This window comes from Synechococcus sp. KORDI-100 (assembly GCF_000737535.1).
Taxonomy (GTDB): domain Bacteria; phylum Cyanobacteriota; class Cyanobacteriia; order PCC-6307; family Cyanobiaceae; genus Parasynechococcus.
In genome coordinates this window covers 1,401,350-1,427,933 of sequence record NZ_CP006269.1, presented here as the reverse complement: position 1 = coordinate 1,427,933, position 26,584 = coordinate 1,401,350, and the positions used below count along the sequence as shown (strand labels likewise).

The 26,584-nt window shown below is 57.3% G+C and carries 28 protein-coding genes; 16 read left to right on the top strand and 12 right to left on the bottom strand.

All coding sequences use genetic code 11. The annotated features are described in order from the left end of the window. Positions 1-103: 103 nt before the first annotated feature. The 4 genes from KR100_RS07215 (at position 104) to KR100_RS16765 (ending at position 2,935) form a co-directional block, all read left to right on the top strand. Positions 104-1,351: a Zn-dependent hydrolase gene (locus KR100_RS07215; RefSeq protein ID WP_051847633.1), complete on the top strand. Its 1,248-nt coding sequence runs from the start codon at positions 104-106 to the stop codon at positions 1,349-1,351. Next, a complete protein-coding gene (locus KR100_RS07210; RefSeq protein WP_038544412.1) occupies positions 1,348-2,022 on the top strand; it encodes a DUF1028 domain-containing protein in 675 nt (224 codons plus the stop codon). The genes KR100_RS07215 and KR100_RS07210 overlap by 4 nt, the downstream gene beginning before the upstream one ends. 79 nt (positions 2,023-2,101) lie before the next feature. Further along, positions 2,102-2,614, top strand: a complete 513-nt coding sequence (locus KR100_RS07205) for a DUF411 domain-containing protein (RefSeq protein WP_239420288.1) — start codon at positions 2,102-2,104, stop codon at positions 2,612-2,614. A 63-nt stretch (positions 2,615-2,677) separates the two neighbouring features. Further along, positions 2,678-2,935, top strand: coding sequence for a hypothetical protein (locus KR100_RS16765; RefSeq protein WP_071839861.1), 258 nt, complete (start codon positions 2,678-2,680; stop codon positions 2,933-2,935). On the opposite strand, the gene KR100_RS07195 is transcribed toward KR100_RS16765, so the two are convergent. After that, a complete protein-coding gene (locus KR100_RS07195) occupies positions 2,848-3,186 on the bottom strand; it encodes a hypothetical protein (protein WP_051847375.1) in 339 nt (112 codons plus the stop codon). The two genes, KR100_RS16765 and KR100_RS07195, sit on opposite strands and share 88 nt — an antisense overlap. Positions 3,187-3,298: 112 nt before the next feature. On the opposite strand from KR100_RS07195, the gene KR100_RS07190 reads away from it, so the two are divergent. Genes KR100_RS07190 through KR100_RS07180 form a run of 3 tightly spaced genes read left to right on the top strand, consistent with a single transcriptional unit; the run spans position 3,299 to position 6,232 of the window. Continuing rightward, positions 3,299-4,246 (top strand): permease, encoded by a 948-nt coding sequence (locus KR100_RS07190; protein ID WP_038548248.1) that lies wholly within the window; start codon positions 3,299-3,301, stop codon positions 4,244-4,246. Positions 4,247-4,259: 13 nt separating this feature from the next. Further along, on the top strand, positions 4,260-4,913 hold the full coding sequence (locus tag KR100_RS07185; RefSeq protein ID WP_038548245.1) for a TIGR03943 family protein: 654 nt from the start codon (positions 4,260-4,262) through the stop codon (positions 4,911-4,913). Continuing rightward, entirely contained in the window at positions 4,910-6,232 is a 1,323-nt protein-coding gene (locus KR100_RS07180) for a hypothetical protein (protein ID WP_038544408.1), read from the top strand. Before KR100_RS07185 ends, KR100_RS07180 begins: the two co-directional genes overlap by 4 nt. A gap of 61 nt (positions 6,233-6,293) precedes the next feature. Here the strand turns inward: KR100_RS07180 and KR100_RS07175 are convergent, their stop codons facing one another. Both KR100_RS07175 and KR100_RS07170 read right to left on the bottom strand, forming a co-directional pair. Continuing rightward, positions 6,294-7,427, bottom strand: a complete 1,134-nt coding sequence (locus tag KR100_RS07175; protein ID WP_038548242.1) for a hypothetical protein — start codon at positions 7,425-7,427, stop codon at positions 6,294-6,296. A 55-nt stretch (positions 7,428-7,482) separates the two neighbouring features. Beyond that, entirely contained in the window at positions 7,483-8,403 is a 921-nt protein-coding gene (locus KR100_RS07170; protein ID WP_038544405.1) for a metal ABC transporter substrate-binding protein, read from the bottom strand. Positions 8,404-8,497: 94 nt separating this feature from the next. On the opposite strand from KR100_RS07170, the gene KR100_RS07165 reads away from it, so the two are divergent. From KR100_RS07165 to KR100_RS16310, 5 genes are all read left to right on the top strand, one after another. Continuing rightward, positions 8,498-9,199, top strand: coding sequence for a metal ABC transporter ATP-binding protein (locus KR100_RS07165; protein WP_038544403.1), 702 nt, complete (start codon positions 8,498-8,500; stop codon positions 9,197-9,199). Further along, positions 9,192-9,986 (top strand): metal ABC transporter permease, encoded by a 795-nt coding sequence (locus tag KR100_RS07160; RefSeq protein WP_038544401.1) that lies wholly within the window; start codon positions 9,192-9,194, stop codon positions 9,984-9,986. The genes KR100_RS07165 and KR100_RS07160 overlap by 8 nt, the downstream gene beginning before the upstream one ends. A gap of 304 nt (positions 9,987-10,290) precedes the next feature. Continuing rightward, entirely contained in the window at positions 10,291-11,523 is a 1,233-nt protein-coding gene (locus KR100_RS07155) for a tyrosine-type recombinase/integrase (RefSeq protein WP_038544400.1), read from the top strand. 514 nt (positions 11,524-12,037) lie between these two features. After that, entirely contained in the window at positions 12,038-12,853 is an 816-nt protein-coding gene (locus tag KR100_RS07150) for a hypothetical protein (RefSeq protein ID WP_204207651.1), read from the top strand. A gap of 130 nt (positions 12,854-12,983) precedes the next feature. After that, positions 12,984-13,175, top strand: a complete 192-nt coding sequence (locus KR100_RS16310) for a hypothetical protein (RefSeq protein WP_162176493.1) — start codon at positions 12,984-12,986, stop codon at positions 13,173-13,175. Positions 13,176-13,548: 373 nt separating this feature from the next. Here the strand turns inward: KR100_RS16310 and KR100_RS07135 are convergent, their stop codons facing one another. Both KR100_RS07135 and KR100_RS07125 read right to left on the bottom strand, forming a co-directional pair. Further along, on the bottom strand, positions 13,549-14,112 hold the full coding sequence (locus KR100_RS07135) for a hypothetical protein (RefSeq protein ID WP_038544390.1): 564 nt from the start codon (positions 14,110-14,112) through the stop codon (positions 13,549-13,551). A 667-nt stretch (positions 14,113-14,779) separates the two neighbouring features. Then, positions 14,780-15,565, bottom strand: a complete 786-nt coding sequence (locus KR100_RS07125) for a hypothetical protein (protein WP_038544386.1) — start codon at positions 15,563-15,565, stop codon at positions 14,780-14,782. A gap of 382 nt (positions 15,566-15,947) precedes the next feature. Between KR100_RS07125 and KR100_RS07120 the strand changes: the two genes are divergently transcribed. Further along, positions 15,948-16,307, top strand: coding sequence for a hypothetical protein (locus KR100_RS07120; protein WP_038544384.1), 360 nt, complete (start codon positions 15,948-15,950; stop codon positions 16,305-16,307). Positions 16,308-16,737: 430 nt separating this feature from the next. Here KR100_RS07120 and KR100_RS15760 read toward each other — a convergent pair whose 3' ends face one another. The 3 genes from KR100_RS15760 to KR100_RS07110 form a co-directional block, all read right to left on the bottom strand. Next, complete coding sequence (locus KR100_RS15760; RefSeq protein ID WP_156097969.1) at positions 16,738-16,956, bottom strand: hypothetical protein; 219 nt, start codon at positions 16,954-16,956, stop codon at positions 16,738-16,740. A 407-nt stretch (positions 16,957-17,363) separates the two neighbouring features. Further along, the gene (locus KR100_RS07115) at positions 17,364-18,401 is read right to left on the bottom strand and encodes a glycoside hydrolase family 10 protein (RefSeq protein ID WP_081858965.1); all 1,038 of its coding nucleotides are present in this window, start codon (positions 18,399-18,401) and stop codon (positions 17,364-17,366) included. 238 nt (positions 18,402-18,639) lie between these two features. Next, complete coding sequence (locus KR100_RS07110) at positions 18,640-19,635, bottom strand: ribose-phosphate pyrophosphokinase (protein WP_038544381.1); 996 nt, start codon at positions 19,633-19,635, stop codon at positions 18,640-18,642. Between the two features lie 56 nt (positions 19,636-19,691). On the opposite strand from KR100_RS07110, the gene KR100_RS07105 reads away from it, so the two are divergent. Further along, positions 19,692-20,222 carry a hypothetical protein gene (locus tag KR100_RS07105; protein WP_038544379.1) on the top strand — a complete coding sequence of 177 codons (531 nt, stop codon included), beginning with the start codon at positions 19,692-19,694 and terminating at the stop codon, positions 20,220-20,222. On the opposite strand, the gene KR100_RS07100 is transcribed toward KR100_RS07105, so the two are convergent. Then, a complete protein-coding gene (locus tag KR100_RS07100; protein WP_038548235.1) occupies positions 20,182-21,141 on the bottom strand; it encodes an LCP family protein in 960 nt (319 codons plus the stop codon). The two genes, KR100_RS07105 and KR100_RS07100, sit on opposite strands and share 41 nt — an antisense overlap. Positions 21,142-21,219: 78 nt before the next feature. Between KR100_RS07100 and KR100_RS07095 the strand changes: the two genes are divergently transcribed. Both KR100_RS07095 and malQ read left to right on the top strand, forming a co-directional pair. Beyond that, positions 21,220-22,248, top strand: coding sequence for an NAD(P)-dependent oxidoreductase (locus tag KR100_RS07095; protein WP_038544377.1), 1,029 nt, complete (start codon positions 21,220-21,222; stop codon positions 22,246-22,248). Between the two features lie 36 nt (positions 22,249-22,284). Next, positions 22,285-23,847, top strand: coding sequence for a 4-alpha-glucanotransferase (gene malQ / locus KR100_RS07090; RefSeq protein ID WP_038544375.1), 1,563 nt, complete (start codon positions 22,285-22,287; stop codon positions 23,845-23,847). Here the strand turns inward: malQ and KR100_RS07085 are convergent. Genes KR100_RS07085 through KR100_RS07075 form a run of 3 tightly spaced genes read right to left on the bottom strand, consistent with a single transcriptional unit; the run spans position 23,769 to position 26,577 of the window. After that, on the bottom strand, positions 23,769-24,698 hold the full coding sequence (locus tag KR100_RS07085; protein ID WP_038544373.1) for a RodZ family helix-turn-helix domain-containing protein: 930 nt from the start codon (positions 24,696-24,698) through the stop codon (positions 23,769-23,771). The genes malQ and KR100_RS07085 overlap by 79 nt on opposite strands. Continuing rightward, positions 24,689-25,432, bottom strand: coding sequence for a pseudouridine synthase (locus KR100_RS07080; protein WP_038544371.1), 744 nt, complete (start codon positions 25,430-25,432; stop codon positions 24,689-24,691). Before KR100_RS07080 ends, KR100_RS07085 begins: the two co-directional genes overlap by 10 nt. Then, on the bottom strand, positions 25,429-26,577 hold the full coding sequence (locus tag KR100_RS07075) for a cell wall metabolism sensor histidine kinase WalK (protein ID WP_038544369.1): 1,149 nt from the start codon (positions 26,575-26,577) through the stop codon (positions 25,429-25,431). The genes KR100_RS07080 and KR100_RS07075 overlap by 4 nt, the downstream gene beginning before the upstream one ends. Positions 26,578-26,584: the final 7 nt, after the last annotated feature.

Below are 26,584 nucleotides of genomic sequence, written 5' to 3'. Positions count from 1 at the left end.
CACTCCTGCTACAGGGAGGATTTGGTTTTACAGCGACTCTTAAGAGTGACTTCTTTGAAGTACTTCATTGTCGCCTCAGCTTTCTGTTTCCCGCCCAGCTGACCTGCGTCAGTCCCTTGAAACAGAGCTGCTGCGGATCGATGCAGACCGCCTCAATGCAGGTCTTGATCGCATGGCTGCGATCGGCACCAACAGCGATGGAAGCGTCTGCCGCAGAGGCTTCTCGGAGCAGGATGTTGAAGCGAGAATTCTCCTCTCCGGCTGGATGAAGGATGCCGGTCTTGACGTCCGGATCGACAGCGCCGGCAACCTGATCGGTCGACTTGAAGGCTCCGTCGCTGGTTTGCCCGCCCTGGTGACCGGATCCCACATCGATACGGTCCCGACGGGTGGCCGATACGACGGCGTTCTCGGTGTCCTGGCCGGACTTGAAATCGCCCGCACCCTCCAGAGCAGCGGCCGTTCACTCCAGCACCCCCTAGAGGTGATCGCCTTTGCCGATGAGGAGTCCACGATGGTGGGCTGCAAGGGAATGAGTGGGACGGCTTCGGACAATCCCGACAGCTTCGTGACCAGCAACGGCAAGCCGATCGAGGACAACCTTCTGGCGATCGGAGGCGACTGGAACAACCTTGCCTCTGCCCGTCGTTCTGACGACGCGATCGCGGCCTTCGTCGAACTGCACGTTGAACAGGGCGGTGTCCTGGAACAACGGGGTGACGTGATCGGTACGGTCGATGGTGTCGTAGGCCAAAAGCGGTTCACGGTTGTGATCGACGGACAGGCCAATCATGCGGGCACAACGCCGATGAACCAGCGGCGAGATGCTCTCGCCACCGCTGCCCATGTGGTTCTGGCCGTGGAACAAATGGCCGTGGAGCATCCCGGCGATCCTGTGGCAACCGTCGGGCGACTCGAGGTGTGGCCCAATGCCGCCAATGTCGTCCCTGGTTCGGTTCAGCTCACCGTGGATCTCAGAGATCTTGATCCTTCCGTTCTTGACCAGCTCTCCAACGCATTGATGAACGCGCTGGAGCGGATCGGCGAACGCAGCGGCTGTGCGATCCGTCTTGACCCCCAGTTCGAGGTTGCTCCAACACCGGCCGATCAAACTGTCAAACAGGCCATCGCTGCGTCCGCCGCAACATTGGGGCTTAAGACCTCCTCCTTGCCCAGTCGCGCCAGCCACGACGCTCAGGAAATCGGTCGCCGTTGGCCGATGGGAATGATCTTTGTCCCTAGTCGTTATGGCTTGAGCCATTCAGCGGGCGAGTTCACTGAACCATCTCACTGCGAGGCGGGCACGCAGGTTCTGCTGGACACTCTTCTTCGGCTCGATCGAAGTCTGTGACCTTTTCGATCATCGCCAGAGACCCAAGCAACGGCCGCTTCGGTGTGGCGGTGGCGAGTGTTCACCTTGCCGTCGGCTCGACTGTCCCTCACATCCGTTCCGGAATCGGAGCTGTAGCGACCCAGGCACACACCAACCCCTATCTCGGCATTTGTGGTCTTGAGCGCCTGGAGCAGGGTGAGGATGCTCAATCCGTTCTCGAAAGCTTGTTGATCGACGACCCTGACCGTGATCTTCGTCAGTTCCATGTGATTGATGCCGCAGGCGCCACGTCGGGCTGGACCGGTGAACGCTGCATGGGCGCTGCAGCTCACCTCTGCGAGCAGGATCTCTCCATTGCCGGGAATTGTCTGGTGAACAGCGACATCCTTCTTTGCATGAAGCAGGCCTTTCTCAACTGCGACCCCGATTGGAAGCTCGGCCGTCGCTTGATCCATGCTCTGCAAGCGGGTGAGGATGCAGGTGGTGATCACCGCTCCGAGCAAGCCACCTCCGCAGCGGTCCAGGTGAGCGGTACCTCGGCGTTTCCGCTGCTTGATCTCCGCATCGACTACCAGGAGAAAGCCGTCAACGCACTCCAGGACCTATACCAACGAAGCCAGGACCAGTGGGTGCAGGAATGGCGTGATGAGCTGGCCGATCTGAAGACCCTCAAGCGTTTTGCAGCTTGATTCACAACCAAACCCTGATCACAGCCGGGCGATGTCTCCTTCTCAAGCACCGATGTTCAAATCTGGGGTGATCAGATCATTGTTATTGGCCTGTCTGGGTGTGTTGATCGTTGCAACCAACGCCTGGTCCCATGGCAACCACCATGGTGGCTCGTCGTCGCTCGACCCAGCACTGAAGGGTTCGGGGCCTGATGTTCATCTGTATCGAGACGCGAGCTGCCGTTGCTGCACCAAGTGGGGCAATGCTCTGGCAACCGAGGGGTTCAACGTGATTGATCACATCTCAAATGATCTGGAGGCAATGAAACGCGACGAAGGGGTGCCAGCGGACCTGGCCTCCTGCCACACCGCCTTCGTGGAGGGATACGTCCTTGAGGGTCATGTCCCTGTGCCGTCGATTCAACGCCTCCTGCGCGAGATGCCGGAGATCACAGGCCTTGCCGTACCCGGCATGCCCATCGGGTCTCCAGGGATGGAGGTTGCCGGCAGGACTGGGGATCGCTATCAGGTGATCGCACTGCAAGACCTGGGTCGTCAAACGATCTACGACTCCTATCAAGGGCCCAATCTGCAGAAGGCCTCAGCTCGTTAAAATTGAAATATTGAGGTGTCACCGCCAGAACTCTGGTGATGTCCATGGCGCCTGGAGACGTTCATGAAGGCACGACAAGTGCATCGACTGATTGTTCCAGTCGCGGCGGCACCACTGCTGCTGACAGCCCTGACGGGTTCGCTGTACAGCCTGCTTCTCGAGTTGGACATTGATGCGTTCTGGCTGCTGAAGATTCACACCGGTCGTTTCGGCCCCATCAACCTGCAGCCGATCTATTCCATCCTTCTCGGCATCCTCTCCTGCCTGCTGATCGCCTCAGGAATAGCCCTGTGGCGACCACGACGAAGTTCCGCCAGATAACGCCCATCAGCCTCCCGCATCACGGTTCGGTCGTCGTGGAACCAGCAGCCGTACATCAGGTTCATCACCCGATCGAGATCGAGATGACGTTCCGCCACGTCCTGCCAGAGGCGGTCGCAGAGCTGCTCGTCGGCCAAGCAGAAGTGGGCCTCCGCCAGGCTGCGGGCCGCTGAGAAATAACTGTCCTGTTCACGGCTCGCAGCAGATTGGTAGTTGAGCACCGTGGTCTGGATCGTCTCCGGTAGCGTCATCCCCACATGGCGTCTATTTTCAGAATGGAGATCTGTCGAGACCGAATCAATCAGCCTTAATGCTGATCGCGCCGTCGAGTCCTGACGCCTCTAGATCGTGATCAGCGAGCGAATGGCCACAGCCTGGGCCATCTTTCAGGGCTTGCTGCTGGAATCCTTGCCATTCCTGCTGCTTGGGGTTTTGATCGCCGGACTGGCCCGCTGGTTGGTGCCTCAGGGAACCTGGATCGAGCGATTACCGAAGAACCCGGTGTTGGCTCCGATCACCGGGGCGCTGATGGGGTTTGCTTTGCCGGCCTGTGAATGTGGCAACGTCCCCGTCGCACGGCGTCTCCTGGCCAGTGGAGCGCCTCTGGGGACCGCCTTCGGCTTTCTGTTCGCAGCCCCTGTTCTCAATCCGATTGTGTTGGCCAGTACCTGGGCAGCCTTTCCCGATCAGCGCTGGCTGTTGATCGCCAGACCTCTCGGTGCCTTTCTGCTGGCCGTGCTGCTGAGCTTGCTCCTGACCCGGCTTTCGGAAACCCAGCTGCTGGAACGAGCCTTGCTCAGTGAACGGCGGATGAGCCAGCCGCTCAGCAATCTGGGCCTGCTGGAACGATCGAGTGGCCTGATCGGAGCACCCCTCGACACCAAAGCCCCGGCAACACCCAAACGGGTCTCCCTTGGCATGGTTCTGGATCAGAGCAGTCGGGAATTTCTGGATCTGCTGGCCCTCCTGGTGCTGGGTTGTGTGATCGCGGCCCTTGTGCAGACCTGGCTTCCCCGCAGCTGGTTGCTGGCGGTGGGCAGTGCGCCGACGCTCTCGATCCTGGCGCTGATGGTGCTGGCCATTGTGGTGTCGGTCTGCTCCAGCGTGGACGCCTTCCTGGCTCTTGGATTTGCTGCCCAGGTCACTCCAGGGGCGCTGCTGGCCTTTCTGCTGCTGGGCCCCGTTGTGGATCTGAAACTGGCCGGTCTGTTCACTGTGTTGCTCACCCCAAAAGCGATCGCAATCACCGCCACCGCAGCCAGCCTGGGGGTCTTGTTGATTGGCCAGTGGGTGAATCTGTGGCAGCTGTAAACGGGAGATGGGGATGAATCGCGGCGTGCTGCTGCTGCTCTGGGGCTGGATCGTGATCTGGAGCATTTACTCCGGACGACTGGATCTGCTGCTGCGCGGCGCCTTTCACAGCCTTGTCGGGGCGTCGGGGGTGGCGCTGATCCTCGCTGGAATCGTCATGTTCCACCGCAGCATCGGGCGCCGGGAACGCACACCATGGACCTGGTTTGCAGGGGCTGTCATGGCCCTGCTGGTGCTGGCGATCCCGCCGAACCCATCCTTCAGCGACCTGGCATCAACCCGACCGGAGGGGTTGCCGGAACCACCGGATCTCGCCTTCGTGCTCCCCCCGGAGCAACGCACTCTCACCGAATGGGTGCGCCTGTTGCGCGCTCAACCAGATCCGGATCTGGTGGAGGGCAATCCCGTGAACATCAGTGGCTTTGTCCTGAAGCGTGAAGGGCAACCCCCTCAGATCGCCCGGCTCACCGTGCGTTGTTGCCTCGCCGATGCCACACCGGCAGGCCTGCCAGTGGCCTGGCCTGATGACGCCAACCCGACGACCAATGCCTGGCTTTCCATCCAGGGGCACATGGCCGTGGAGACGCGCCAGGGCATTCGCAGGGCGGTGGTCGTACCAACGACGATCACGGACATCCCACGGCCCGAACGACCGCTGGAGCCATGACCCGTTTGCTCTGGATCCTGCTGACGTCTGCCGTCGCCATCGTCGTGGGTCAGCAACAGCTGATGTTGCGGCGACCACCGCGATTGATCCAGCATCGTCCCCAGCCGATCCATTCCGGCAGTGCTGCGCTGGACCTCAGCTTCAGCCGACCGATGGAGCGGAAAAGCGTGCGTCTTACCAGTCGTCTGCTTCCGCCGCTGAATCACCGCTGGCTGGGAGAAACGAATCCACTGCGTCTGGTCGTGGACCCAGACACGCCGATCACCACGCCGCTTGAGCTGCAGATCAGCGGGGAGGATCAGCGCGGACAGTTGCTGCCACCCCGCCAGCTGTGGTGGGAGCCGAGACCATGGCTGCTCGTCAACCGCATCGTTGAGGGAGGCGAACAACTGCAGCTGTTAGACCGCAGTGAGCAATGGCGACCCATCAGCCCGGTGTGGGAGGGAATTCAGAGCCTTGTTCCTCTGGGTGACGGCGAGGGCATCGCCATGGTCACCAGGACGAACGAAGGGCAGGAGCGGATCTGGTTGCAACGGCTCATCACGTCCTCAGTTGCAAAGCAGCAGAACGGCTTGCTCGCTCCGCGGGCCAAGGAGCCTCAACCGCTGCTGGACAAGGATCTGCTGTTCGCACACCTCAGCAGCAATCTGGTTGGTGACCTTCTCGTTCAGACTGGTGGCTTCACACCTGGCAGCGAACGGATTGAACTGATCCGCTCGGATGGCAGCCGCCGGGATCTGGACATCCTGGCGTCCGGTCCCCTTCGACTACTGCCGGCAGGAGGCGGCGTGGTGGTGCCGGCTTACGACGGCCTGGCTCTGCAGCCCCTTGTGGATACGGGGCAGCCTGCTCAGATGCTGCCTGGCAGCCGCGAACTGGGAGCGTTCTGCGCCGCCTCAGGACGCGCTGTTCTGATTCGTCACTGGCCCGACTATCGGCGCTCGATCGAACTGGTGATTCCCGGTCTTGCGCCACAGGAGTTATTGCTGGGTGAGCAGGCGGTGCTGGCGGTGGCGTGCAACGGCAGCGGAAAGCGCGTCTGGGCCGTGCTGGGACGCTGGCAGGGGGACAAGGGAGAGCACGAAATCGTGCTGCTTGATGGTGATGGCAACATTCTCAAGCGAAAACCGCTGACGCCCTGGACGTTGAAGTCGGGCACACCGATGCAGTTCGATCCCGTGAGTCATCAACTGTTGGTCACCTTGACCCATCCAGCCATGAACGATGGCCGGGTTGGACTGCTCAACGCGGAAACGCTCGATTTGAACCAGGTCCACCCGATTGCCGTCCAGGAAGCGCAGTGGCTGATGGCGGGATGACGTTCGTCACCCCGCAACTGCTGCCGATCTGAAACTGCTGCCGATCTGAAACGGATGTCGATCAGAAACTGAAGGTCATCCCCGTACCCACGTGGTGTTGCCAGCCCACACCCCAACCCGGAGCATCCGTGCCGGAGTAGGTCGGCTGCCAGTGCACAAACAACGTCACGTCGCCGATGGGGACTGACAATTCAACTTCGCCCGCAAAGTCAGTTCGCTGATCCAATCCGGAGTAACTCCCGGGAACGTAGAAACGAGGACCGGCGTCCATGGTGACGTTCAACTCATTGATGTTGAAGCCAAGGCCAATGCGGGGATCAGTGTAGTTACCGATGTAGACCCCATCCGACTCCCAGCCCTGACGGTGTCTGACGAGCAGGAACAATCCATCAACGACATCCTCCAGCCCGTCACCGAGAGCGAAGTCAACATCTCCATCACCGAGAGCCCAGAGGACTTCGCCACCTACTTCGTTCTTTAAGCCCTCGATGTCTTCACCCTGATCACGGGTGACGTAATAGGGAGCCCAATCGACGGTGAAACTGAGCCGATCATTGGGGGCATAACGAACGCTCAGGTATCCGCGTACGTCCGTTCGTTTGAATTCAGCCGGACCGTGTCCATGGTCCTCATGGCCGTGGTCGTCATGATCGTCGTGATCATCGTGGTCGTCGTGATCATCGTGGTCGTCGTGGTCGTCGTGATCATCTTCATGACCGTGATCGTCGTGATCATGGTCATGGTCATGGTCATGGTCGTGATCATGATCATGGTCGTCATGGTCGTCATGCTCCTCGTCGCCATGATCCTCATGGTCATCCTCGTGAGCATGCTCGTCATGGCCATGCTCATCGTGGTCGCCATGAGCATGGACCTTGCCGTAGAAGTGCTCCGCCTCGCCCCACACCAGAGCTGGACCGACGGCCGCCTCGATCGTGAGACTGCCGCCATTGCTCAGGCCCCACTCGAACGCCCCGCCAAGCAGTCCATCCAGGGCGTCATGTCTCGGTTTGTCCTCGAGATTGTTATCAAATCCGCCATGCCACTCGACTGTGACAATCGGTGTGAAATCGAATTCACCTTCTTCAAGAGTTTCTGATCCACCTCCGCCATGGCTGCCATGGGCAAAGGCAGCCGGGGCATGGACCAGAGGGAGCAAAAACAAAGCCAGAAGCAGGCTTCGGGAACGGAACATGGGACGAAACACGGAACGGAACGAAAAAAGAGACATGCGCCGGATCAATGACGACTTAAATCGCTTTCCAACGAGCGGCGAGCTTTGCGGCGGCGGCCTTGTCACACCGCCCACCCTGTCCGGTCACCATCGTGCAGATGTTGGCTGTCGCCGTCGAGACGGCAGTTCCACCTGGCGAGACGCCTTCTCCGTAAATCGGGGTTTTTGAAATGGGCAGCCCCGTGCTTTTGCTGATTCGTCGGAGAGTCTTGTTCGGAGGCAACGAGGGGGTGAAAATGATCATGGCCCCGGATGCCTTCACGGCGTTGGAAATACGGTTGAGACTTGACGGCCGCAACACACCTCCGGTGGTGTAGCTGTCCAGCATGGAAATCTCATTGATGCCGTAACGCTTGGCCAGATGGCTGTAGGTCTGATGGTCGGTGACCAGAACACGCCGAGCCTTCGGCAATGTTGAGAACTGGGCGGATCCCCAGCTGCCAAGGGCGTTCATGACGGCCTTGGCCTTGGAGGCCCGCACCCCCAGAGCCGCCCGTTCTCCGGCAGGCAGAAGCGGGGCGAGATTGTTGGCCACCACCGTCACGATCGCAGCGGTGTTGGCCGGATCGTGCCAAACGTGAGGATCGTTGCCTCGATAGGAGGGGAGAGCGACTTCACCGACAGCCACCACTTTTCCGGGACTGGAGATTTTTTTCGCCGCCGGCGTGAGGCCGAAGCCGATGTGCACCACCAACGAAGCATTGGACAAAGCCTTGCGATCACTGGGCTTGAGGCGATAGCCATGGGGATCGCCACCCGGAGGGATCAGGCAGGTGACCCGGGCTGAAGAGCCAGCCAGGGTGCGGGTGATATCGCAAAGGGTGCCATCAACAGCTACCACCGTGGGGGGAGCGGCAAGCACGGGAGGAACGGCACCAACACCGATCACGACTATCGAGGCCAGCCCAGCGAACCGGAACCATCCCGAAAATGACATGGACTACACAGTGAGAATCATTATCAATTCTCCCTAACAATGGGGCTGCATCAACCCCTTTTTGACCGCAAGATGAATTGAACCATCGGCCCCTGTGACAGCAACAACTTCGACCACCAGCACGGGACTGCAAGCGCAGGATCTCTGTTTCGGCTATCAGGGCCGCGCAGTGATCGACAGCGTCAGCCTGGAGCTTCAACCGGGAACGCTTACGGCGCTGGTCGGACCCAATGGCGCTGGCAAGTCGACCCTGCTCCATCTGCTACAGGGTCGACTGAAAGCCAGCAGCGGCGCTGTGCATTGCCTCACCAGCATCGCCCTGATGCCCCAGCGTGCCGCCATCGACTGGAGCTTTCCGATCACGGTGCTGGAGATGGTGAAACTGGGCCGCCCCTTCAGACAACGGATGCGTGGGACCGAGGACGTCGATCAGCTTTTGGAGCGCGTCGGCATGACCTCCATGCGCAACCGCCGCCTCAGCCGGCTCTCCGGTGGCCAGCAGCAACGGGTGCTTCTGGCACGGGCACTGATGCAGCAAAGCGGAGTTCTGCTGCTGGATGAGCCCTGCAGCGCCATCGACCCACCCACCCGTGAACATCTGCTGAATGTGATGCGTCAGCAGGCGGATTCCGGACAGACGCTGCTGGTGAGCAGCCATGACTGGGGAAGCGCTCTGAACAGCTACGACAGGGTTGTCGTTCTCGACGGCAAAGTGCTCGCCTGCGGCACACCCGCTGAAGTGAGGGAACGCCTCAGCGACATCACTTGCATGATGGGGAGCCAGTGTTGTGATTGAAACCGAGCTCTGGTGGCTGGCTCCAGGAATCCTGGCCTTGATCATCGGCCTGATCTGCCCCGCAACCGGATCGCTGCTGATCACCCAACGGCGGATTCTGCTGGCCAATCTGATGGCGCACTCTGTTCTGCCCGGGCTGGTCCTCGCCCTCGCCCTGGAGCTGGATCCCACCATCGGCGGTCTGATCAGCGGCCTGCTGGGAGCCTTGCTGGCTGAACGGCTCAATCAGGGCTTTCAAGGACGCGAAGAAGGAGCCATGAACACGGTTCTGGCGGGATTCACAGCCCTCGGTGTTCTGCTCGTGCCATTGCTTCAGGCGCGCGTTGATCTTGAGACGGTTCTGTTCGGCGATCCCCTGGCGGCAAGTGGTACCGATCTGATCCGCACCGGGATCGCCGCCGGGGCCTTGGTTCTGCTTCTGATCAATTTCTACAGCGATCTGGTGTTCCTCGGCGTTGATCCCGAAGGAGCCATTGCCGCAAAGCGACCCGTCACCCGAATCCGCTTCATCACCATCGTCGCCACCGCTCTGGTGGTGATCAGCGCGATTACAGCCGTCGGCATCGTGCTGGTGATCGGTCTTCTCTGCGCACCAGTGCTGGTGCATTTGGAGCATAGTCTCAGCCTGCGTCAGTTGATGGTGCGTTCGGCGGTCACGGGCTTGCTGCTCTGCAGCGGCGGCATGGTCGTGGCGATCTGGGCTGACCTGCCACCGGGACCGATCATCGGAGTGCTTTGCATGGTGGTGCTCAGCCTGAAGCAACTCGTAGGTCGTCGAAACCGTTAATCGCACAGGGCCTGACCTTCTCTGCCCAATCCCCCAGACCCGATGGCCGGGTCTGTCGCGCCCGGTGCGCACTGCGCAGTCGGACGTCAGCAGGCTGGGCAAATCAGATCGTCACTCAATCTGTGGTGCCCAGTTTCCTGAACGCGTTGTACCGGGCGCGTCTCGAGGCAACGGGGACATGTTTCCCCCATAAGCCCTCCCAGTAGCAAAAGTTATTTCAGTCACAGCATGGTTTCTGATAGTAATGAGATGCGGGACACTCAAGCAAGAGGCGTTATAATGCCAAGAGGACCCTCACCAGGCAATGGCGGGACGAGGCAAGCAAACCCAGAAAGTGGAGACGCCCTTCCCAAGCGTCCATCTTGTCCAGTTTGAAAACAGTCCCTACTGGTGGATTCGTTTCTGGAAGAAGGAGAGGCGTCAGTCGTTCTTCAGATCCACAGAGACGGTGGATCAGGCAAGGGCGATGGCACTGCTGCCAGAGATTTATCAGGAGTTCCTGAAGAACCCAGACGCCAACAGCAAGACAGAGAACGCGACAGTGTCAGAAATGATTGATGCGTTCCTTGCCTTTCACGAGCAAAGGGTGAAGAGAAAGGAAATCAAGCAGAGCACCTTTGAAGTGAAGCAGTGTTCCCTTCGTTCAGGGATGTTGAAGTATCTCCTGGAGTTTGGATTCTTCAGAGTGAAAGAGTTGAACTTCAAGAGACACTTCAAGGACTACTGTTCCTGGCGAAAAGGACTGGGTTATAAGCACTCGACCGTGAAGGCAGAGGTGAAAATCATCAAGGAGTTCGCCAACTGGTTGTTCAAGAATGGATTGATAAAGGATGCAACATGTAATATCCCCATCCCTCGTCAGACACACGAGGCACGAGAAGAAGAACAAGGTGAGAAAGCATTCACAGAGGAGCAAGTGAAGGCAATAAGAGGTGAGTTGGAGAGACGGATAGAAGAATCAGAAGGTGTGGAGGTATGGAAGTGGAAGCAGATGCTGTATTTCTTTGAACTTCAACTGGAGGGTGGGTTCAGAACTGATGAGTTATTCAATATTCAGTTCGGCGACATCAAATACAAGAGCAATGGAGAGACTTTAGTTGATGTGCGAGTGAGTAAGACTGGTAGAAGGAACACAATATTCTTATCCCAGACTGTTCCAAAGGTTATTGCCCTCTTCAAGAGCAAAAAGGTTGATCCAAAATCCACAACCTCACTATGGATGGACTTCGGAACGAGGAAACAGTGGTCTAGTCAGTTCTTTTCGCGACGGTTTAGAGAAATATTGACTGCGGTAGGACTGGGACTGGAGTATCGAATGTATTGCTGTAGGGCAACTCACATAACCAGAAGGATTCACAAGGGCGTATCCACCTATTTGCTGGCGAAGAACCTTGGAACGATCGAAATGATGATTCACAAGCATTATGAGGATGTGATAATCGAGAACGAGAACCGAGTACTGCTAGGAATGACTGATAAGAAGATGGATGTGGTGCTGAAGAAGAGTGAGAAGGTGGTCTTTGTACCTTTAGTGTAATAAGACAAACGAAACCCCCTGTCACAACAATGGCAGTGTGACAAGGGTATTCGCCGAGGATAAGGACACAAGGAGAAATCAGTAAACCTTATGTCAGTGAAGGAGGAACTCCTTAACTGTAGTTATTTAGAGGGTATCTAAACTGGTAGATAAGGTGTCCCAGTTGTCCCAGTTATGACTTAACTATAATGGTTAATATTGGATAAATCATATAGAATATTATAGTCTCCTCGTTTCTGGGACAACTGGGACACCCCTGTGTAAAGTAATAATAATAAGGGTTTATAAGTCGTCTAAATAAGAGTGAAGGGTACAAAAAGGAACTCCTCCCAGTTTCCTGAAAGGGGTTCCTTTATTACCTGAATGAGAGATACCACCCTCTCACTTTTAATCCACGACCCCCGATAAAGTCATGAATGTGTATCTCACACTATCCAGAGAAGATAGAATGAAATCTGATACAGTTATTTATAACACATCTCCCAATAAACCTTCCACTCACTTTGGTTGGAATTTGGAAGACAATGGTTATACCAATGAAGGTTTCTTCACCAAGAAGAGAGGAGACCTTACCCTCCACGACCTTTGTTGTCAGACTAATTATCCAGACTTTTATCAGTGGGTGTCTCCCTCCATCAACCAGGAGAGATGGAACTCACCAGGAACCTGGAGTCCTTATGACTATGGAAAGTTGGTTGGAAGGTTTATCCCTCACTTCTTCTTCATCTATAACGATGGTGGAGTGATCAAACAACTTCATGTTCCATCCATCAAGAAGGGAACTATGAAATACAGGGAACTCACCATCCCTGAAGTCACATCCTTCATCAATGACCAGTTATGGAGAGTGAAGAACATCCTGAACCCCGACCCAGAGTCAGTCCTTGGAAAGGTGTTCAACACTGAATGGTTGGACGGTTCTCACGGGAATATCTTTCCCATCTCCATCTCCAAGATGGACATCGAACACTTCCTTCATCGTCTTCACTTTATTGATGGGAGTTATGTCATCCCTCTTCCCACTCCCGTTGAGGTGAAACAAAAGTTCCGAGACTCCATTTGGAGAACTAAAATCCAGATGGTTCAGTTGGAATACACATTGATTCCTTCCACTGAAGAGAATGTTATCTCTCACTTCTCCCAAAGAGTTGGTGAGGTTTATACATCAGAGGAACTTCACCAAGAACTGGACTTCTTGAACTTCTGTCTGGACTCTGGAGACGGACGAACCAGACAACTAAACAACCTTCTGAACCCAGAAGGAATGAAGTTGGAGAAGGTAAGGAAGAGAGTGAAGGGAACAAGAGTCACCCTTTATCAGGTGAAATAAGTTCAACTCACACCCACCCTTTGTCAAGAGTTTGATTACACTCAAGTCGTGAAAGCGACTTAATTTATCAACCTTGAACTGCTATAATAAGTTATATCGAATAGATTATAAATGCCATACGAAGTTACAAATGAAGCGCAACGAATTCAAGAAGGTGATGCGTTCTGTTTTCACAAACTTCAACGCCACCAAACCTCATACAGAGAAAGGCACCTGGGCAGCGAACCAGAGGGCGATGCTTCAGGAGTGGAACTGGTTGAAGGTAGAGGAGAACGAACACCAGATGCTTTATATGAGTGATGTCCTCAATGCCAGACACTAACTACAACCCTCCGCCTGGTTCAGGTTTTGCTTTCTCTTTCCTCTCACCAAATAAAGGTTTCCTGCGTTCCTTGTGTTCTGTGAGATTGAGTATTCTTTTAAGTCTATTGGTATCCATCTCACTCAAACTCCATGAGAGAACGAGATGATTCTTTTAGTCTCCTGTTCAGGCGATGAGTACAAACGATGTCGTATAACGCTTCGTCATAGGTGAAGTTGTGCTCTTCCGCCCAGTTCGTTATGTAATTGACTGTGTCTGTTGCTAGCAAATCCGCTAACTCTACTGTTTCTTTGTCCATGTTTCTCCTATCAAAATAGTAGGGTATTAGTATTTATTTGCTTGAAATAACTCAGTTATTATAACGATTATTAGCTCAATATTTCAGCAATGTCTTCCTTACTCGCTTGGTATGTTCCCAGCATCCAACTGTCAATGACTTACAGATATTCATTGCTTGTTCCCAGCGCTCTTCACCTCTATCCTTATACATCTCAATTGCATAATCAGTTGTAGTTTCCATTACGGCATCAAGCAGATGAGTCATCCAGTAGATTTTCACGATGTCATTCTCTTCCTGTCTTAAACATTCGCAAATGTATCCCAACACTCCGTGAGTTGCCTCATACTTTCCTTCTGCACCTGCAACATCAATGGGGTTTTCATAGATTTCGTTTGCAATAAGGTTCCACATTCCGTGCATGGTTTTTGCTTCTTCTTCAAACCCCTCGTATTCGTTGAGGAAGTGGTAGAGACGAATTGCCAGAAATGCCCAGACGGTATGTGCCCTGATGATTCCGTTGGTGTTGAGATAGGGGATTCCTACTGGATCGCCTTCTGGAGTTTGATTCAGGAATGTTGTCCTTTGAAGGATGAGGCACATGTGCTCTATTGATTCCTGTGTCAGGAGGTCTTCGGTGACAGGAGCAGTGGCGGTCATGAGTTGGTTTCCTTTGGATGTATTCAATATGTCTCTGCCTTCCTGATTCCGAATCCTCCCAAAGGATGATTGTTCAGTCCTTTGCTCATCCCTTGGGTATGAGCAAAGGGTTCAGTCCTTCGCTCATCCCTTGGGTATGGGCAATCCCATCTTCATTCTTTTCGCTATCACCATCTCATAAACCTTTACTTTGTCTTGTCCGCAACCACACCAAACTCTCTTTCCTTTTATACAGAAACTGCCTTCCCAATGTCATCTTCGATACAGAACCCACTTATATCCACTCTTGTTCTTGTTGGGTTGAAGGAATGGGCGTTTGTTCTTCTGCTGGGTAGAAGGTGATGCCCAACGAATGTTTCTTGGTTCGTAGTGTCCATCTGGATTGATTCTGTCCAGGGTGTATCCATCTGGACGCTCACCACATAAGTCCTCCACGCAGTTGAGGAACTGCCTGAATCCTGGACTCCACATCCCACGGCACGCTTCAGGCGAACCTCTCTCCCATCGTTCTGTCCAAAGTGGATAAACCCTGATTCCACGGTGATAATAAATCTTGTTTGGGTCGCTTTTAGGGTCAGTGCATCGCCTTACCATTCCTCTCCAAGTTTCAAAGAGAGGATGTTCTGTGCTCGGTCCTGTTCTTACATCCAGGATGTGCTTCTTCTGACTACCGTTGTTCATTGCTCGCAGTGGGTCGTCCCACCTGGGCGATGGTGATGTCTTTGAAGTCAGGGAGGGTGCTTTCTTCAAAGAACATCAGTCCGTTTGCTTTGCTTTTCCACTCTTTGGTGGATGAAAGTGACTTCTGGATGCCGTTTGTCCTCTTTCTGTTCCCATAAACCATCTCTGCTGCATCAGCAACACAATCAAAGGAGTGAATCGCTCCTTTCAAGTCGTATGCCTTGAGTTTCCTCTTGCTCCAGTAGCGACTTCTGTTGGTTTTAGGACGCTTTCTCCACTTCTCGTTCGCATAAAGGATGCAATAACCCTGTGTTTGGTAGAAACGACCGTGAAGAGCACCAATTGCGTTGCCTTTGTTCAGTCCAAGGCAGTGAACAGCATCACCAATGGACTTGAAACGCCCAACTTTCTCCTTATTCACCTTATAAACATCAACTGGAACCTTTTTGGAGTGACTTCTCTCTCGCAATGACTTGGGTGAGTGCTTGATGGAGTTGCGAAGAGTGCCATGTCCCTCCGTGGCGTCTTTCAAACCCAGTTCGTAGGTGAGTCTGTCCAGTTTCTCCAAGATTTCTCTCTCATCTTTGCTGATAAACAGAGTTTTGATGCGACTTCTGTCGCTTGGAGGTTGAACTCTAGATGCAGGACGCTTGGCGTAGGGAGAATTGGAACCCATACGACACTTGGAGACATAGTAGGGTTCAGAGTTCTCGTCTAACCAACAATAAATCTGCCATTCAATTTCGTATTCTTCAGAGAAGTAGGAATCCATAAAGATAAGGTGTGTTGCTGCCTTTATTTAGACATTCACTAAACCTTCCCACTAGAAACAGTGACTAAACAGGAGTATCTAACTAATACCTTATAAATAATCGTGGTTATTCATTGAATGCATCCAATGAACCTCCAACAACATCGCTTATCTTCGTTTTCTCACCTTCTGGCAGAGTATTGCTCTGTGAATGGTGTGTTCTGCGATGAATGTGAGTCAATGGTAGATAAATGGACGGAATCAGTAGAGAAATCGTACCGTCCCACCACTGCTGGAGTGATTATGAACGCCAAACGCCTCCGTTGGGGGACTGAAATCCTCCTTTGAGTTGTGTATAATGAATACACCCAAAAAGGGTAAAACTCATCATTAAGAATAAGAAATGGAACCAAGAGAACTTAATTACTCCCTCTCCAGGGCAAGCAGAGAGGTTTTAGATGACTTTCATCTCAAAGGACTGCTGTTGAAGAAGGTGTCTGCTGATATTCAGGAACATCTGGATGGTGTGCTGTCTGGGTTGGTGGCAGAGACACACGAAGACGAGAGTGTCACTGTGTATTCACTGGACATTGAAGAGAAGGGAGACTTCATCCGTCCGTTGCTGAAATGGGATGACGGAGAGGTGAAAATGATGTCCAAGAAGGGAAGAAGAGCGTCTGCTTCTTATGTGGTGCCAGAAGGCAAAGGACTTGGAGTGTATTTGGATAAGAACGACAGAGTGTTTGTCCCTCTTCGCGCCTAATCTAAATACTGTGAATGGAGTCGTACTATTCTCCATTGTCATCTTGTAGCAGGAGTGTTTAGAGTTTCCCTCCTTTTTCCTTCCATAATTATTGGGTTACTAAACCTTCCTTCAATACAAATAAACAGAACTAGTATCTGTTCTTTCTTCTATACCAAATAAGATAACAGATAGCAAACAATAAGAAATAGATTATTACTTCCATACCAGTACCAGTTGTCAAGGACAATCCGAACACCACAATGATAAGAAGTTTCCCTCTCTGTTTGTATCACCAAATCTCACCTTTGTGTGGTTCATGTGAGTGTCAGGAGAGTGCTCTCTTCACCTCACAACAGGAACAACACCATCCAACCCCACAGAGGAAAGGAGAACCCACACAGAGCGAGGACTTCAGGAACACCAATGACCTACCTTGGAGACATCCACCTCATTTCTTGGGTGCCTTGTATCCAGTGTTCTTTGCCATCTCATAACGAATCATCTGGGCGAGACTGATCTGTCTGTCCTTGGCGACACTCTTGAGATGCTGATGGAACTCTGCATCCATCTTCACCATCACATTGTTTCTTGGTGATTCACGCTCCAACCACTCCAAAGGTTTATCACCTTTGCGAACGGCGTCTCTGCTTAGCGAACGGTATGCCATTTGTATAACCGTATAAACAATCTTATGTGGGTATGTATCATCCCACCTGGGAGTATTTAGAAATAAGAGACTTTATAACGACGAAATAAACTCATTTATTGGTTGTTGTGCGTGATAAAGAGTGGGAATAGATGTTTATGTCTAGGTGTTCAGCAGTCCTGGCATACTTCTTATCGTGAGTCAAGAAGTTGCCACATAAGTTTTCACAAACTCAAACCCAGTTTCAGTTCATCTACCACGAACCTGAACCGAAGAACCAGAACCACCAAACCAGAACCCAGTCCAGGTTCCTCCGAATCCCCTCTCTGGTTATGGTTTCAGAGTTCATCTGAACCTCCTCTGCCATCCCTTATTCTGCGAGACACTGGCAAGACACGCAGGATCAGTTGTTGTTAGATTGACAAGAACTAATCTTGAGAACCCAGTTTTGCAAAGGCATCTCGGCGAATCTCTCGATACCTCTGTGGGACATGTTTGCCCCATAACCCTTCCCAGTAGAAAAAGATCACTCCGTGGCCCCGTTGGCGCGCAAGACGGACCTTCTCATTGAGATCCCGCATCATCGTGGTGCGTTTGCCGAACCCGGCGAGAATCCCGATCTGGGTGGGAATGCCCCAATCCCGCGCTTTACGCAGGGCGGGCTGGTCAAGATCGCGGGCAAAGCCCTTGACGGAGTAAGCGTAATTCTGAACCACCAGCTCATCGATCATTTCTCCCATCGCCCAGAGTTCCCAGTCCTGGAGCCAGAGGTTGTAGGCCTGCCGAAACGGTCCGGGAGAGAGACTGATCCGGCTCGGCAAACCCTCCTGCTCCAACGTGCTGCGAAGCTCCCGCAACAAGCTGGTGAGCTGCTTCCTCCGCCAGGTCATCCAGGTGCGATTGGTGTGATCTCTTGGCGGGGGTGTTCCCGTCTGCTGTTCATAGAGCGCCGTGGTGAAGCGGTCGTAGCCGAACTGCACCGGCCAGGCGAAATGGTCGTCCAGCTGCAAACCATGCATCGGACAGCGTTTGAGTGTTTCAACCACCAGCCCGATGAAACGCTTCCGGACCTCGGGGTGGGCTGGATTCAACCAGGCCATGCGATGGCTGCCGTGCATGGTCATGAACGTCTGCCCGTTCGCCTTGGCCAGCACCCACTCCGGGTGACGTTTCACCACCTCGGCGTTCGCCGGCTCCATCAGGCCGTATTCAAACCAGGGCATCACCTTGATGCCTCGCTTGCGTCCCTCCTCGGCCAGGGTGCAGATCGGATCAAGGGCCACACCGGCTTTCTTCAGCGGAGGCTCCACAGGCGCGAAAGCACTCCTGTGGAAGGTCGTGCCGCGACTCCAAACATTCGGCACCACGCGATCGAACCCGGCCTCCTGCAACTGCTCCATGGCCAGGCGGATCCGCTGCCGGTCGTAGTACAGCGGACTTGGACTGTTCGTCAGCCAAACCCCCATGGGGCGACGTGGCGCCAGCAAACGATCCAGGCGGGACTGAGCCTGCACCGGGGATGCCAGAACCAGAACAGACAGCAGACCGAGGGAAGACTTCAACCAGGACGCCGTCAACACGCTGGACCACTCTCTGCGAACAGGTTCGCTCGGGTGATGCCCCCCTGCCTTAACGACCGGCCCGCTCCATAAAGAGTCTATGCTAAGGGGCACGGTTTGAAGTCGGAGTCTCAACAGCGCTGATTCAGCGGAACATCGAACTGACGGAACTTTCCTCGTGAATGCGCCAGATCGCTTCGCCCAGCATGTTCGCCACCGAAAGCACCTTGAGCTGGGGGAAGGTGCGGTCCTGCGGAATCGGAATGCTGTTGGTGACAACAACCTGCTCAAACAGGCCTTCGGCGGACAGACGCTCAGCGGCAGGCGGAGAAAACACCGCATGGGTGGCACAGGCGATCACCCGTTGGGCGCCCTGCTCCCGCAGCAGGCGGGCGCCGGCGCAGATCGTGCCGCCGGTATCGATCATGTCGTCGATCAGCACCGCCGTCCGGCCGGACACATCACCGATCACGGTGAGACTTTCGGCCATGTTGTGGCCCGTCCGCCGCTTGTCGATGATCGCCAGTGGCGCGTCATTCATCTGTTTGGCAAAGGCCCTGGCCCTGGCCACGCCACCCACATCCGGAGACACCACCACGACGTCCCCGAGGTTCTGCGTCGAGAGGTAATCCACCAGAACCGGCGAGCCATAGATGTGATCGCAGGGGATATCGAAATACCCCTGGATCTGTGCGGAGTGGAGATCCATGGCCAGCACCCGGTCGACACCGGACTTCACCAGCAGATTGGCGGTGAGCTTGGCCGTGATCGATTCGCGACCTGCGGTCTTGCGGTCGGCGCGGGCATAGCCGTAATAAGGCACAACGGCGGTGACCTGGCGAGCTGAGGCCCGGCGGCAGGCATCCACCATGATCAGCAGCTCCATCAGGTGGTCATTCACCGGAGCGCAGGTGGGCTGGATCAGAAAGACATCACAGCCGCGGATCGATTCCTGAATCTGCACATAAAGCTCGCCATCGGCGAAGCGCTTGCACACCCGCGGACCGTCTGGGACGCCGAGATAAGCCGCGATCTCCCTGGCCAGTCCTGGATTGGACGTTCCGCTGAACAGTCGCAACCGACGGCTGTCGGGGATCAGATGCTCCTGTTCGGCGCGGACTGCGGTCAGGAAACTGGTCACGGCGCCCGCGGGACAGATTCTGCTGTAATCCGATGGTAGTGCTGTGTTGGCGATTCATGTCCAAAGGTTGTCTGGTGTTGGTCGGCACCGGCCCCTTGCCAGACCTCCGCATGCATCAGGTGGCCTCGGCGCTCTCCCAGGCGACGGGTCGTCCGCTGATCAGCCACGCCATTGGCGAATCGCCGGATGCTGTCCTCATCAACTGTGCTGAAGCAGCCAGCCTGCTGCGACTCAACGGCGATGCAGCACGCTTCCATCCCTGCGGTGGCAGCTGGTTGTCAGCACTGGCTGACTGGCGCCTTCCGGTGTTGTTGCTCACACCTGGTGAATCCGATGGCGGGGTACAGGGGGCTGCGGCCGCCTGGGTGGCCCTCTGCCATCAGCTTGGCGTGCCCCTGCTTGGCATCACCCAGCTGGGTGGGTCCTGGCACCGGCAGGCGCGACGTCGCGATGGACTCCCCTGGTGCGGCTGGATTCCAGAGGCCCAGCACCCTGAGCATCAGGACGGTGTGACGGCACTGGCCAGTCGAATCCTTAACGGCCAGCTCAGGGCGTCGTCCAGAGCGGCAGCTGAAGCCCTGGCTTGAGCTGGCGCAGCGTCTGTTCACCCACGGGCGGTGCCAGGGGAAGCTTGCTGAACTCCATCGGCGGCGGACTGGCGATCAAGGCGGCCGCCAGGCTGAGCATTTCACTGTTGCTGAGGTTGGTGTCCAGCTGACCACCCACCTCATCCAGCAGTGCGCGGATGGCGACGATGCCGCTGGGAGCCTGCAACTGATCGACCACCGATCGCATCAGCATCTGCTGCCTCAGGCGACGGTTCTCATAATCACGGTCTCCCTGACGCAATCGGGCCAGCTGTTCCGCCTGAGCTCCGTTCAGGCTCTGGCGACCGGCCTGCAGATCAACCTCGTAACCCAGAGTTTTGTCGGTTCGCTTGTAGGACTGGCTGAGGATCACATCCACTTCACCCAGACCATCCACAAGGTTGCGCAGGGTCTGACGGGGGACCACCACATAGCGCTGCAGTTCCGACTCAGGCATGCCAATGATTTCACGGACGGCATCGGCCATCAGTGAGGCCCCTCCGGAGCGCCAGAGGCCGCCGAGGGCCATGGGCTGATCGCTGCCGGGAAGCTGCACCGCCAGCTCCGTTGGCACCTGCAGCACCTGGAGTGGTGTCTTGGCATCGATGCGCACCAGCAACAGGGCATCCGCATTGGCCGGACCCTTCGGCGAGGCCTGATTGGTGGGATCGGCGAGGTTGTCCGTATCGACACCGATCACCAGCACTGTGATCGGCATCGCGGGAAAGATGGCCAGGCTGGTGGGATCGGCAACGCTTGGTGGTGCCCCCCCGGCAACCCGATCCGGCTCGGGCCACAGAATCGAGATCAGCCAGCCGGAAAGACCAACCCCAAAAAAGGCTGCAAGGATGCGCAGCATGGTCCTCAGCGGGCGACGACCGAGCCACCGCTTCTGCCGCTGTTGCTCAGATGCTGCCATCACTCCCGAATGCAGGCGCTGATCAGTTTCGCCCAAGTCCCCGGTCCGTAGTTTTGGGGAGATTGATTCACCGCCGCGATGCCCCTGCGACACGACTTCCGCAGCCGCCCTCCGGAGCAGGTGCGTGTGGTGGTGTTCGGAGCAACGGGGTACATCGGCCGCTTCGTGACCCGGGAGCTGATCCAACGCGGCTATCAGGTGGTGGCCTTCAGCCGCGATCGCAGCGGCGTCGGCGGACGCAATCGGCGCGAGCAGGTCGTTGCGGATCTCGCTGGGGCTGACGTCCGCTTCGGCGACGTCACCGATGCCGCATCTATTGCAGACAACGCGTTTGATCAACCCGCGGATGTGGTGGTGTCCTGCCTGGCCTCACGCAGCGGCGGCCGCCGGGATTCCTGGGCCATCGACCACGACGCCACCCTCAACACTTACCGGGAAGGTCGTCGGGCCGGGGCCGCCCATTTCGTGCTGCTCTCCGCCATCTGCGTCCAGAAACCGCTGCTGGAATTCCAGAAAGCCAAGCTCGCCTTTGAGTCGGTGCTGCAGCAGGACAGCGACATGACCCACTCGATCGTGCGCCCCACCGCCTTCTTCAAAAGCCTTGCCGGCCAGGTGGAAAGCTGCCGCAAAGGGGGGCCCTATGTGATGTTCGGCGGCGGCAGACTGGCGAGCTGCAAACCGATCAGCGAAGCCGACCTCGCCCGGTTCATGGCGGATTGCCTCACGGATGAGGACAAGATCAATCGGGTGTTGCCGATCGGCGGTCCGGGGCCGGCCATGAGCGCCCGCGAGCAGGGGGAGCTCCTGTTTCGCGCCCTCAAGCGCAAGCCTCGCCTGCTCTCGGTGCCGATTGCCTTGATGGACGGCCCGATCGCACTGCTTGAGGGGCTGTCCCAGCTCTTCCCGACGCTTCAGGACACGGCGGAATTCGGAAAGATCGGCCGCTACTACGCCAGCGAATCGATGCTGGTGTGGGATTCGGAGCACGGTTGCTACGACGCCGACGCCACCCCATCCACAGGGGAGGACACCCTGGAACAGTTCTTCGAGCGAGTGGTGCGGGAGGGACTGGCCGGCCAGGAACTGGGGGATGCGGCCCTGTTCTGAAAAAAAAGCCATCCTGAGATTGAAGTGGAGTGCTCCATGGATCAGCAGACGCCGCCAAGGGCACGCACAACCGGGGTTCTCCTGCACCCCACAGCCTTGCCCGGCAGTCCCGTCTGCGGCACGTTCGGGGAACCCTGTCGCCGCTGGCTGCATCAACTGGCGGCCAGTGGGATCGGGGTCTGGCAGCTCCTGCCCCTGGCGCCACCGGATCCCACCGGCTCGCCGTACAGCTCTCCCTCCTGCTTCGCGATCAATCCCTGGTTTCTCGATGCTGCTGATCTGAGCAGCGAGGGATACATCAGTGCGGAGGCGATGGCAGCCTTGCCGGGAGCGGAAGCTCCGCTCGACGGCGTTGGCCCTTTGGATTTCGCGTTGGCAAGGCAACGCAGCGAAGCGCTAGCGGATGCACTGGTCGAACACTGGCCAGGCCAGGACAACAGCCGCAAAGACGCCTTCCAGAGCTGGTGCGCGAGCCAGGCCTGGCTCGCGGATCATGTTCACTTCATGGTGTTGCATCAACAGCATCACGGCCCCTGGTGGAGCTGGCCAGCGGACCTGGCCCGCCACCAGTCCAAGGCGCTGCAGGACTGGGGGAGCCAGCAAGGCGATGCCCTGCTGCGCGAGCAGCTGCTGCAATGGCACCTCGATCGACAGTGGCAGGCGATCCATGCCCTCGCGAAGGAGCTGGGCATCCAGCTGTTTGGGGATGTGCCCTTCTACGTGAGTTCCGACAGCGCCGATGTCTGGAGCCATCGCCATCTGTTCACCATCGAGGCCGATGGACGCCTCACCACCCAGAGCGGCGTTCCGCCCGACTATTTCTCCGAAACCGGCCAGCTCTGGGGATCACCGGTGTACCGCTGGGCCCGCCATCGCCTCAGCCGCTTCCGTTGGTGGAGATTGCGGATCGGTCGGCAGCTGCAGCTGGTGGATCTTCTGCGCCTGGATCACTTCCGGGCCCTGGCCGGATTCTGGGCCGTTCCCGGTGCTGACAGCACCGCTGAGAACGGCCGCTGGGAGCAGTCGCCGGGTCGGTCGCTGCTGGCCAAGTTGCAGCACGACTGCGGTGGCGTGCTGCCGTTGATCGCCGAGGACCTCGGCGTGATCACGCCGGATGTGGAATCGCTCCGGGATGATTTCGAGCTGCCGGGCATGAAAGTGCTGCAGTTCGCCTTTGACGGCGAGGTCGACAACCCATACCTGCCGGAAAACATCTGCGGAGATCGCTGGGTGGTTTACACCGGTACCCACGACAACGCCACCACACTCGGTTGGTGGCAGCAACTCGATGGGGAGGGTCGCCATCGGATCACACGCCGCGCCCCCGGCGCCGTTGAAGCGCCGGCCTGGGCGCTGTTCGACATGGCCTTCGCCACGACGGCACGGCTCGTGGTGGCACCTCTGCAGGATCTGATGCATCTCGACGATCAGGCCCGTTTCAACACCCCCGGGACAAGTGACGGCAACTGGAGCTGGCGGCTGCCCTGCTTTGATCACGCCCTGGATGGCGCCCTCAAGGGTTACGGAGAGCGCGGTGCCGTCTGGGGACGCTCACTGGCCGGTGCCTCCGCACTGCTCGGCGGAACCTCAACCCGGTAAAGCCCCTTCCGCTTGGCATCCGGCTGTTGCGGTGTGCCATTCCAGAGCACTTTGTCCTGCTCGGACGGTGGCGGCTCGATCACCAGTTCCACGGGCGGCAGCAACTGCAGCGTGAGCGTGCCGGAACCGCCCTTGAGGTTGAGACGATCCCCACCATCACTGGAGATCTGCAGCTGTCGTGGTGTCGTGAGGATCACCTGCAGAACCCCACTGGAGCGGTTGGCCGCTCCGGCATTAGAAGCGAGCCAGTCAAGAAGCTCGCGACGTTCAGCCTGCTCAAGCGGACGCAGGGAGGCCACATCCGGGTCGTCACGGTTCGGGCCGCCGCCCTTGGCAAGGTCGCGAAGATCGGCCCTGACCGGTTCGAACGACTCGGTGTTGCGCCGCGCCAGATCCTGCTGCTGACGGTTGAGGGCCAGCAGGCTCAGGACGATGACGACGGCGTAGACGACACTGCCCTGCCAGGTTGTGAAAACGTCGATGCTTCCAGGCGTGAAACGCCTGAGACCACCGGAACGCATCTGACGCACAGCGGCACGGGGAGGCAGCACCGGTTCCAGGCACCCCGCAGGCAGATCGAGGCGGCGTTCCAGCTGCGGCAGCATGGAGGCCAGATAAGCGCGCTCCGGCAGACGATCCTTCCAACCGCGCTCAAGGGCCTCGATCACCGGCGTGGTGATCCGGGTTTCATTGGCAAGATCCCGCAGGCTGAGGCCCAGCTCCTCCCGTCGCCGCCGCAGCATCGCTCCGATCTCAGCCTGTGGCTGAAGACCCTCCGCAGGAGTGGTTGGTGCACCGGTCTCGTCGGTGACGGTCTTCCACCAGGAAGGACGGGGGAGCTTCAGTCGCATGAACCTGGCCGCAGCGCTCCCCCTTTCAGCAGGCCCTGCCATTCTCCCTCGCAAAGTTCACGCCAGCTGCCTTCAGACAGATCCCCGAGCTGAATGTGGGCGATCGCCGTGCGCTGCAGATCAACAACAGGATGGCCCAAACCATCGGCCACACGCCGGACCTGACGGTTGCGACCCTCTTGCAACACCACCTCAAGCAGGGTTTCCTGCCGTTCACAACGCAGCACGCGGACCCAAGCCGGACGGGTGGTGCGTCCATCCAGGGGAACCCCACTGCGCCAGCGTTGCAGCGTCGACCCACTGGGTTGGCCCTCCACCCAGACGCGGTAGGTCTTGTGGTGGTCGTAGCGGGGATGGGTCAGCCGCAGCGTCAGCTCTCCGACATCCGAGAGCAGCAACGCACCGCGACTGTCCGCATCGAGGCGTCCAATCGGATACAGACCCCTGCGCTGCTCGGATGGCACCAGGTCCAGAACCGTGGGACGCCCCTGGGGATCGCGGCAGCTGCTGATCACCCCGACGGGTTTGTTGATCAACAGCACCCGCCTGCGCAGGCGGGTCGGCAGAGGCTGGCCATCCACGCAGATGAGCTGATGCTCGGGATCGGCCTGATCGCCCAGACCAGCTTGCTGCTGATCAACGGTGACCCGACCCTGTTGCAGCCAGACCTCCGCCTTGCGCCGGGAGCAGAGACCGGCAGCTGCGATCAGTTTCTGCAGGCGCTGCCGGGTCATGGGGCAGGCATGCTCTTGGGTAGCAGCAGTTCCATGCAGGTGCCGCCGGCGGGATGGTTGCGCGCGTCAACCCGGCCGCCATGGTTCACGGCGATCTGTTGCACGATTGCCAGCCCCAGGCCGCTGCCGCTCCGCGCCGAGCGCGCCCGGGAGGGATCGCCCCGGTAGAAACGCTGGAACATGCTGCCCAGGTCCGATTCGCTCAGACCGGGCCCGTGATCCCGGATCATCAGCATCCACCAGCCACCGCTTGAGACCACCGCCACCTCGACGCTGGAACCGTCAGGGCTGTAGCGCAGGGCGTTGTCGAGAAGATTGAGCACCGCACGATGCAGGCGCCGCTGATCCCCCATCAACGGGCCGGGTTCGGAGCGGTCCAGCGTGAGTTGCACCTCACGTTGCTCCGCCAGAGGTCTGACGCTGCTCCAGGCGCTGTCGACAAGATCCTCCAGCGTGATGGCGCTGTAACCGGCACTGTCCTGAGGCAGGCAATTCTCCAGCCTGGAGAGCTCCAGCAGATCCTCAACCATCAACTGCAGCCGCTGCAGCTCTCGCTGAAGGCGCTGCACCAGCACGGTGTCGTCCCCGTCGACCGCCATCTCGAGACGATCGCTCACCAGCATCAGAGCTGTGAGCGGAGTTTTGAGCTCATGGGCCACGTCACTCACCCAGCGTTCCTGTTGCTGCTGCTGGGCCTCAAGCGACTGTCGACTCTGAATCAGAACCAGCAGCCATTCATCGGAGCCTGGAAGCACCAGTGCTTCGAGAGGCTCCCCCAGCTGCTCCCATTCACTGCGTTGCGGCCGTTGCTGATGGCGTGTGCTGGTGATCGCCTCATCGAGCTGGGGAATCGACAGCACCTCATCGAGATGCAGACCGCGAACCAGCAGATTGCGGGAGATGTGGAGAAAACGCTCGGCACGCGCGTTGATGTACGCGATCGTGAGATCGGGCGCCAGGATCATCCATCCCTGGGTGGCGGCATCGATCCAGGCCAACAGCTGGGGCGTGTTGACCGAGCCGGGTGGAAACCCCGGGCAACCGTCGTCTGCGACCGGCTCGCGTCGAAGACGACCACGACGGCGTTGGACAGCCAGGGTTGCCGCCACACCGATCAGCAGGCCGCAGATGGCAGACAGAACCACAGAACGT

What these genes read in the sequence shown, in the direction of transcription:
- KR100_RS16765 (WP_071839861.1), top strand. Translation starts at nt 2,678, where the DNA reads ATGAAGGCACGACAAGTGCATCGACTGATTGTTCCAGTCGCGGCGGCA.
- KR100_RS07195 (WP_051847375.1), bottom strand. Translation starts at nt 3,186, where the DNA reads ATGACGCTACCGGAGACGATCCAGACCACGGTGCTCAACTACCAATCT.
- KR100_RS07190 (WP_038548248.1), top strand. Translation starts at nt 3,299, where the DNA reads ATGGCCACAGCCTGGGCCATCTTTCAGGGCTTGCTGCTGGAATCCTTG.
- KR100_RS07185 (WP_038548245.1), top strand. Translation starts at nt 4,260, where the DNA reads ATGAATCGCGGCGTGCTGCTGCTGCTCTGGGGCTGGATCGTGATCTGG.
- KR100_RS07180 (WP_038544408.1), top strand. Translation starts at nt 4,910, where the DNA reads ATGACCCGTTTGCTCTGGATCCTGCTGACGTCTGCCGTCGCCATCGTC.
- KR100_RS07175 (WP_038548242.1), bottom strand. Translation starts at nt 7,427, where the DNA reads ATGTTCCGTTCCCGAAGCCTGCTTCTGGCTTTGTTTTTGCTCCCTCTG.
- KR100_RS07170 (WP_038544405.1), bottom strand. Translation starts at nt 8,403, where the DNA reads ATGTCATTTTCGGGATGGTTCCGGTTCGCTGGGCTGGCCTCGATAGTC.
- KR100_RS07155 (WP_038544400.1), top strand. Translation starts at nt 10,291, where the DNA reads ATGGCGGGACGAGGCAAGCAAACCCAGAAAGTGGAGACGCCCTTCCCA.
- KR100_RS16310 (WP_162176493.1), top strand. Translation starts at nt 12,984, where the DNA reads ATGAAGCGCAACGAATTCAAGAAGGTGATGCGTTCTGTTTTCACAAAC.
- KR100_RS07135 (WP_038544390.1), bottom strand. Translation starts at nt 14,112, where the DNA reads ATGACCGCCACTGCTCCTGTCACCGAAGACCTCCTGACACAGGAATCA.
- KR100_RS07125 (WP_038544386.1), bottom strand. Translation starts at nt 15,565, where the DNA reads ATGGATTCCTACTTCTCTGAAGAATACGAAATTGAATGGCAGATTTAT.
- KR100_RS07120 (WP_038544384.1), top strand. Translation starts at nt 15,948, where the DNA reads ATGGAACCAAGAGAACTTAATTACTCCCTCTCCAGGGCAAGCAGAGAG.
- KR100_RS15760 (WP_156097969.1), bottom strand. Translation starts at nt 16,956, where the DNA reads ATGGCATACCGTTCGCTAAGCAGAGACGCCGTTCGCAAAGGTGATAAA.
- KR100_RS07115 (WP_081858965.1), bottom strand. Translation starts at nt 18,401, where the DNA reads ATGGGGGTTTGGCTGACGAACAGTCCAAGTCCGCTGTACTACGACCGG.
- KR100_RS07105 (WP_038544379.1), top strand. Translation starts at nt 19,692, where the DNA reads ATGTCCAAAGGTTGTCTGGTGTTGGTCGGCACCGGCCCCTTGCCAGAC.
- KR100_RS07100 (WP_038548235.1), bottom strand. Translation starts at nt 21,141, where the DNA reads ATGGCAGCATCTGAGCAACAGCGGCAGAAGCGGTGGCTCGGTCGTCGC.
- KR100_RS07095 (WP_038544377.1), top strand. Translation starts at nt 21,220, where the DNA reads ATGCCCCTGCGACACGACTTCCGCAGCCGCCCTCCGGAGCAGGTGCGT.
- malQ (WP_038544375.1), top strand. Translation starts at nt 22,285, where the DNA reads ATGGATCAGCAGACGCCGCCAAGGGCACGCACAACCGGGGTTCTCCTG.
- KR100_RS07085 (WP_038544373.1), bottom strand. Translation starts at nt 24,698, where the DNA reads ATGCGACTGAAGCTCCCCCGTCCTTCCTGGTGGAAGACCGTCACCGAC.
- KR100_RS07080 (WP_038544371.1), bottom strand. Translation starts at nt 25,432, where the DNA reads ATGACCCGGCAGCGCCTGCAGAAACTGATCGCAGCTGCCGGTCTCTGC.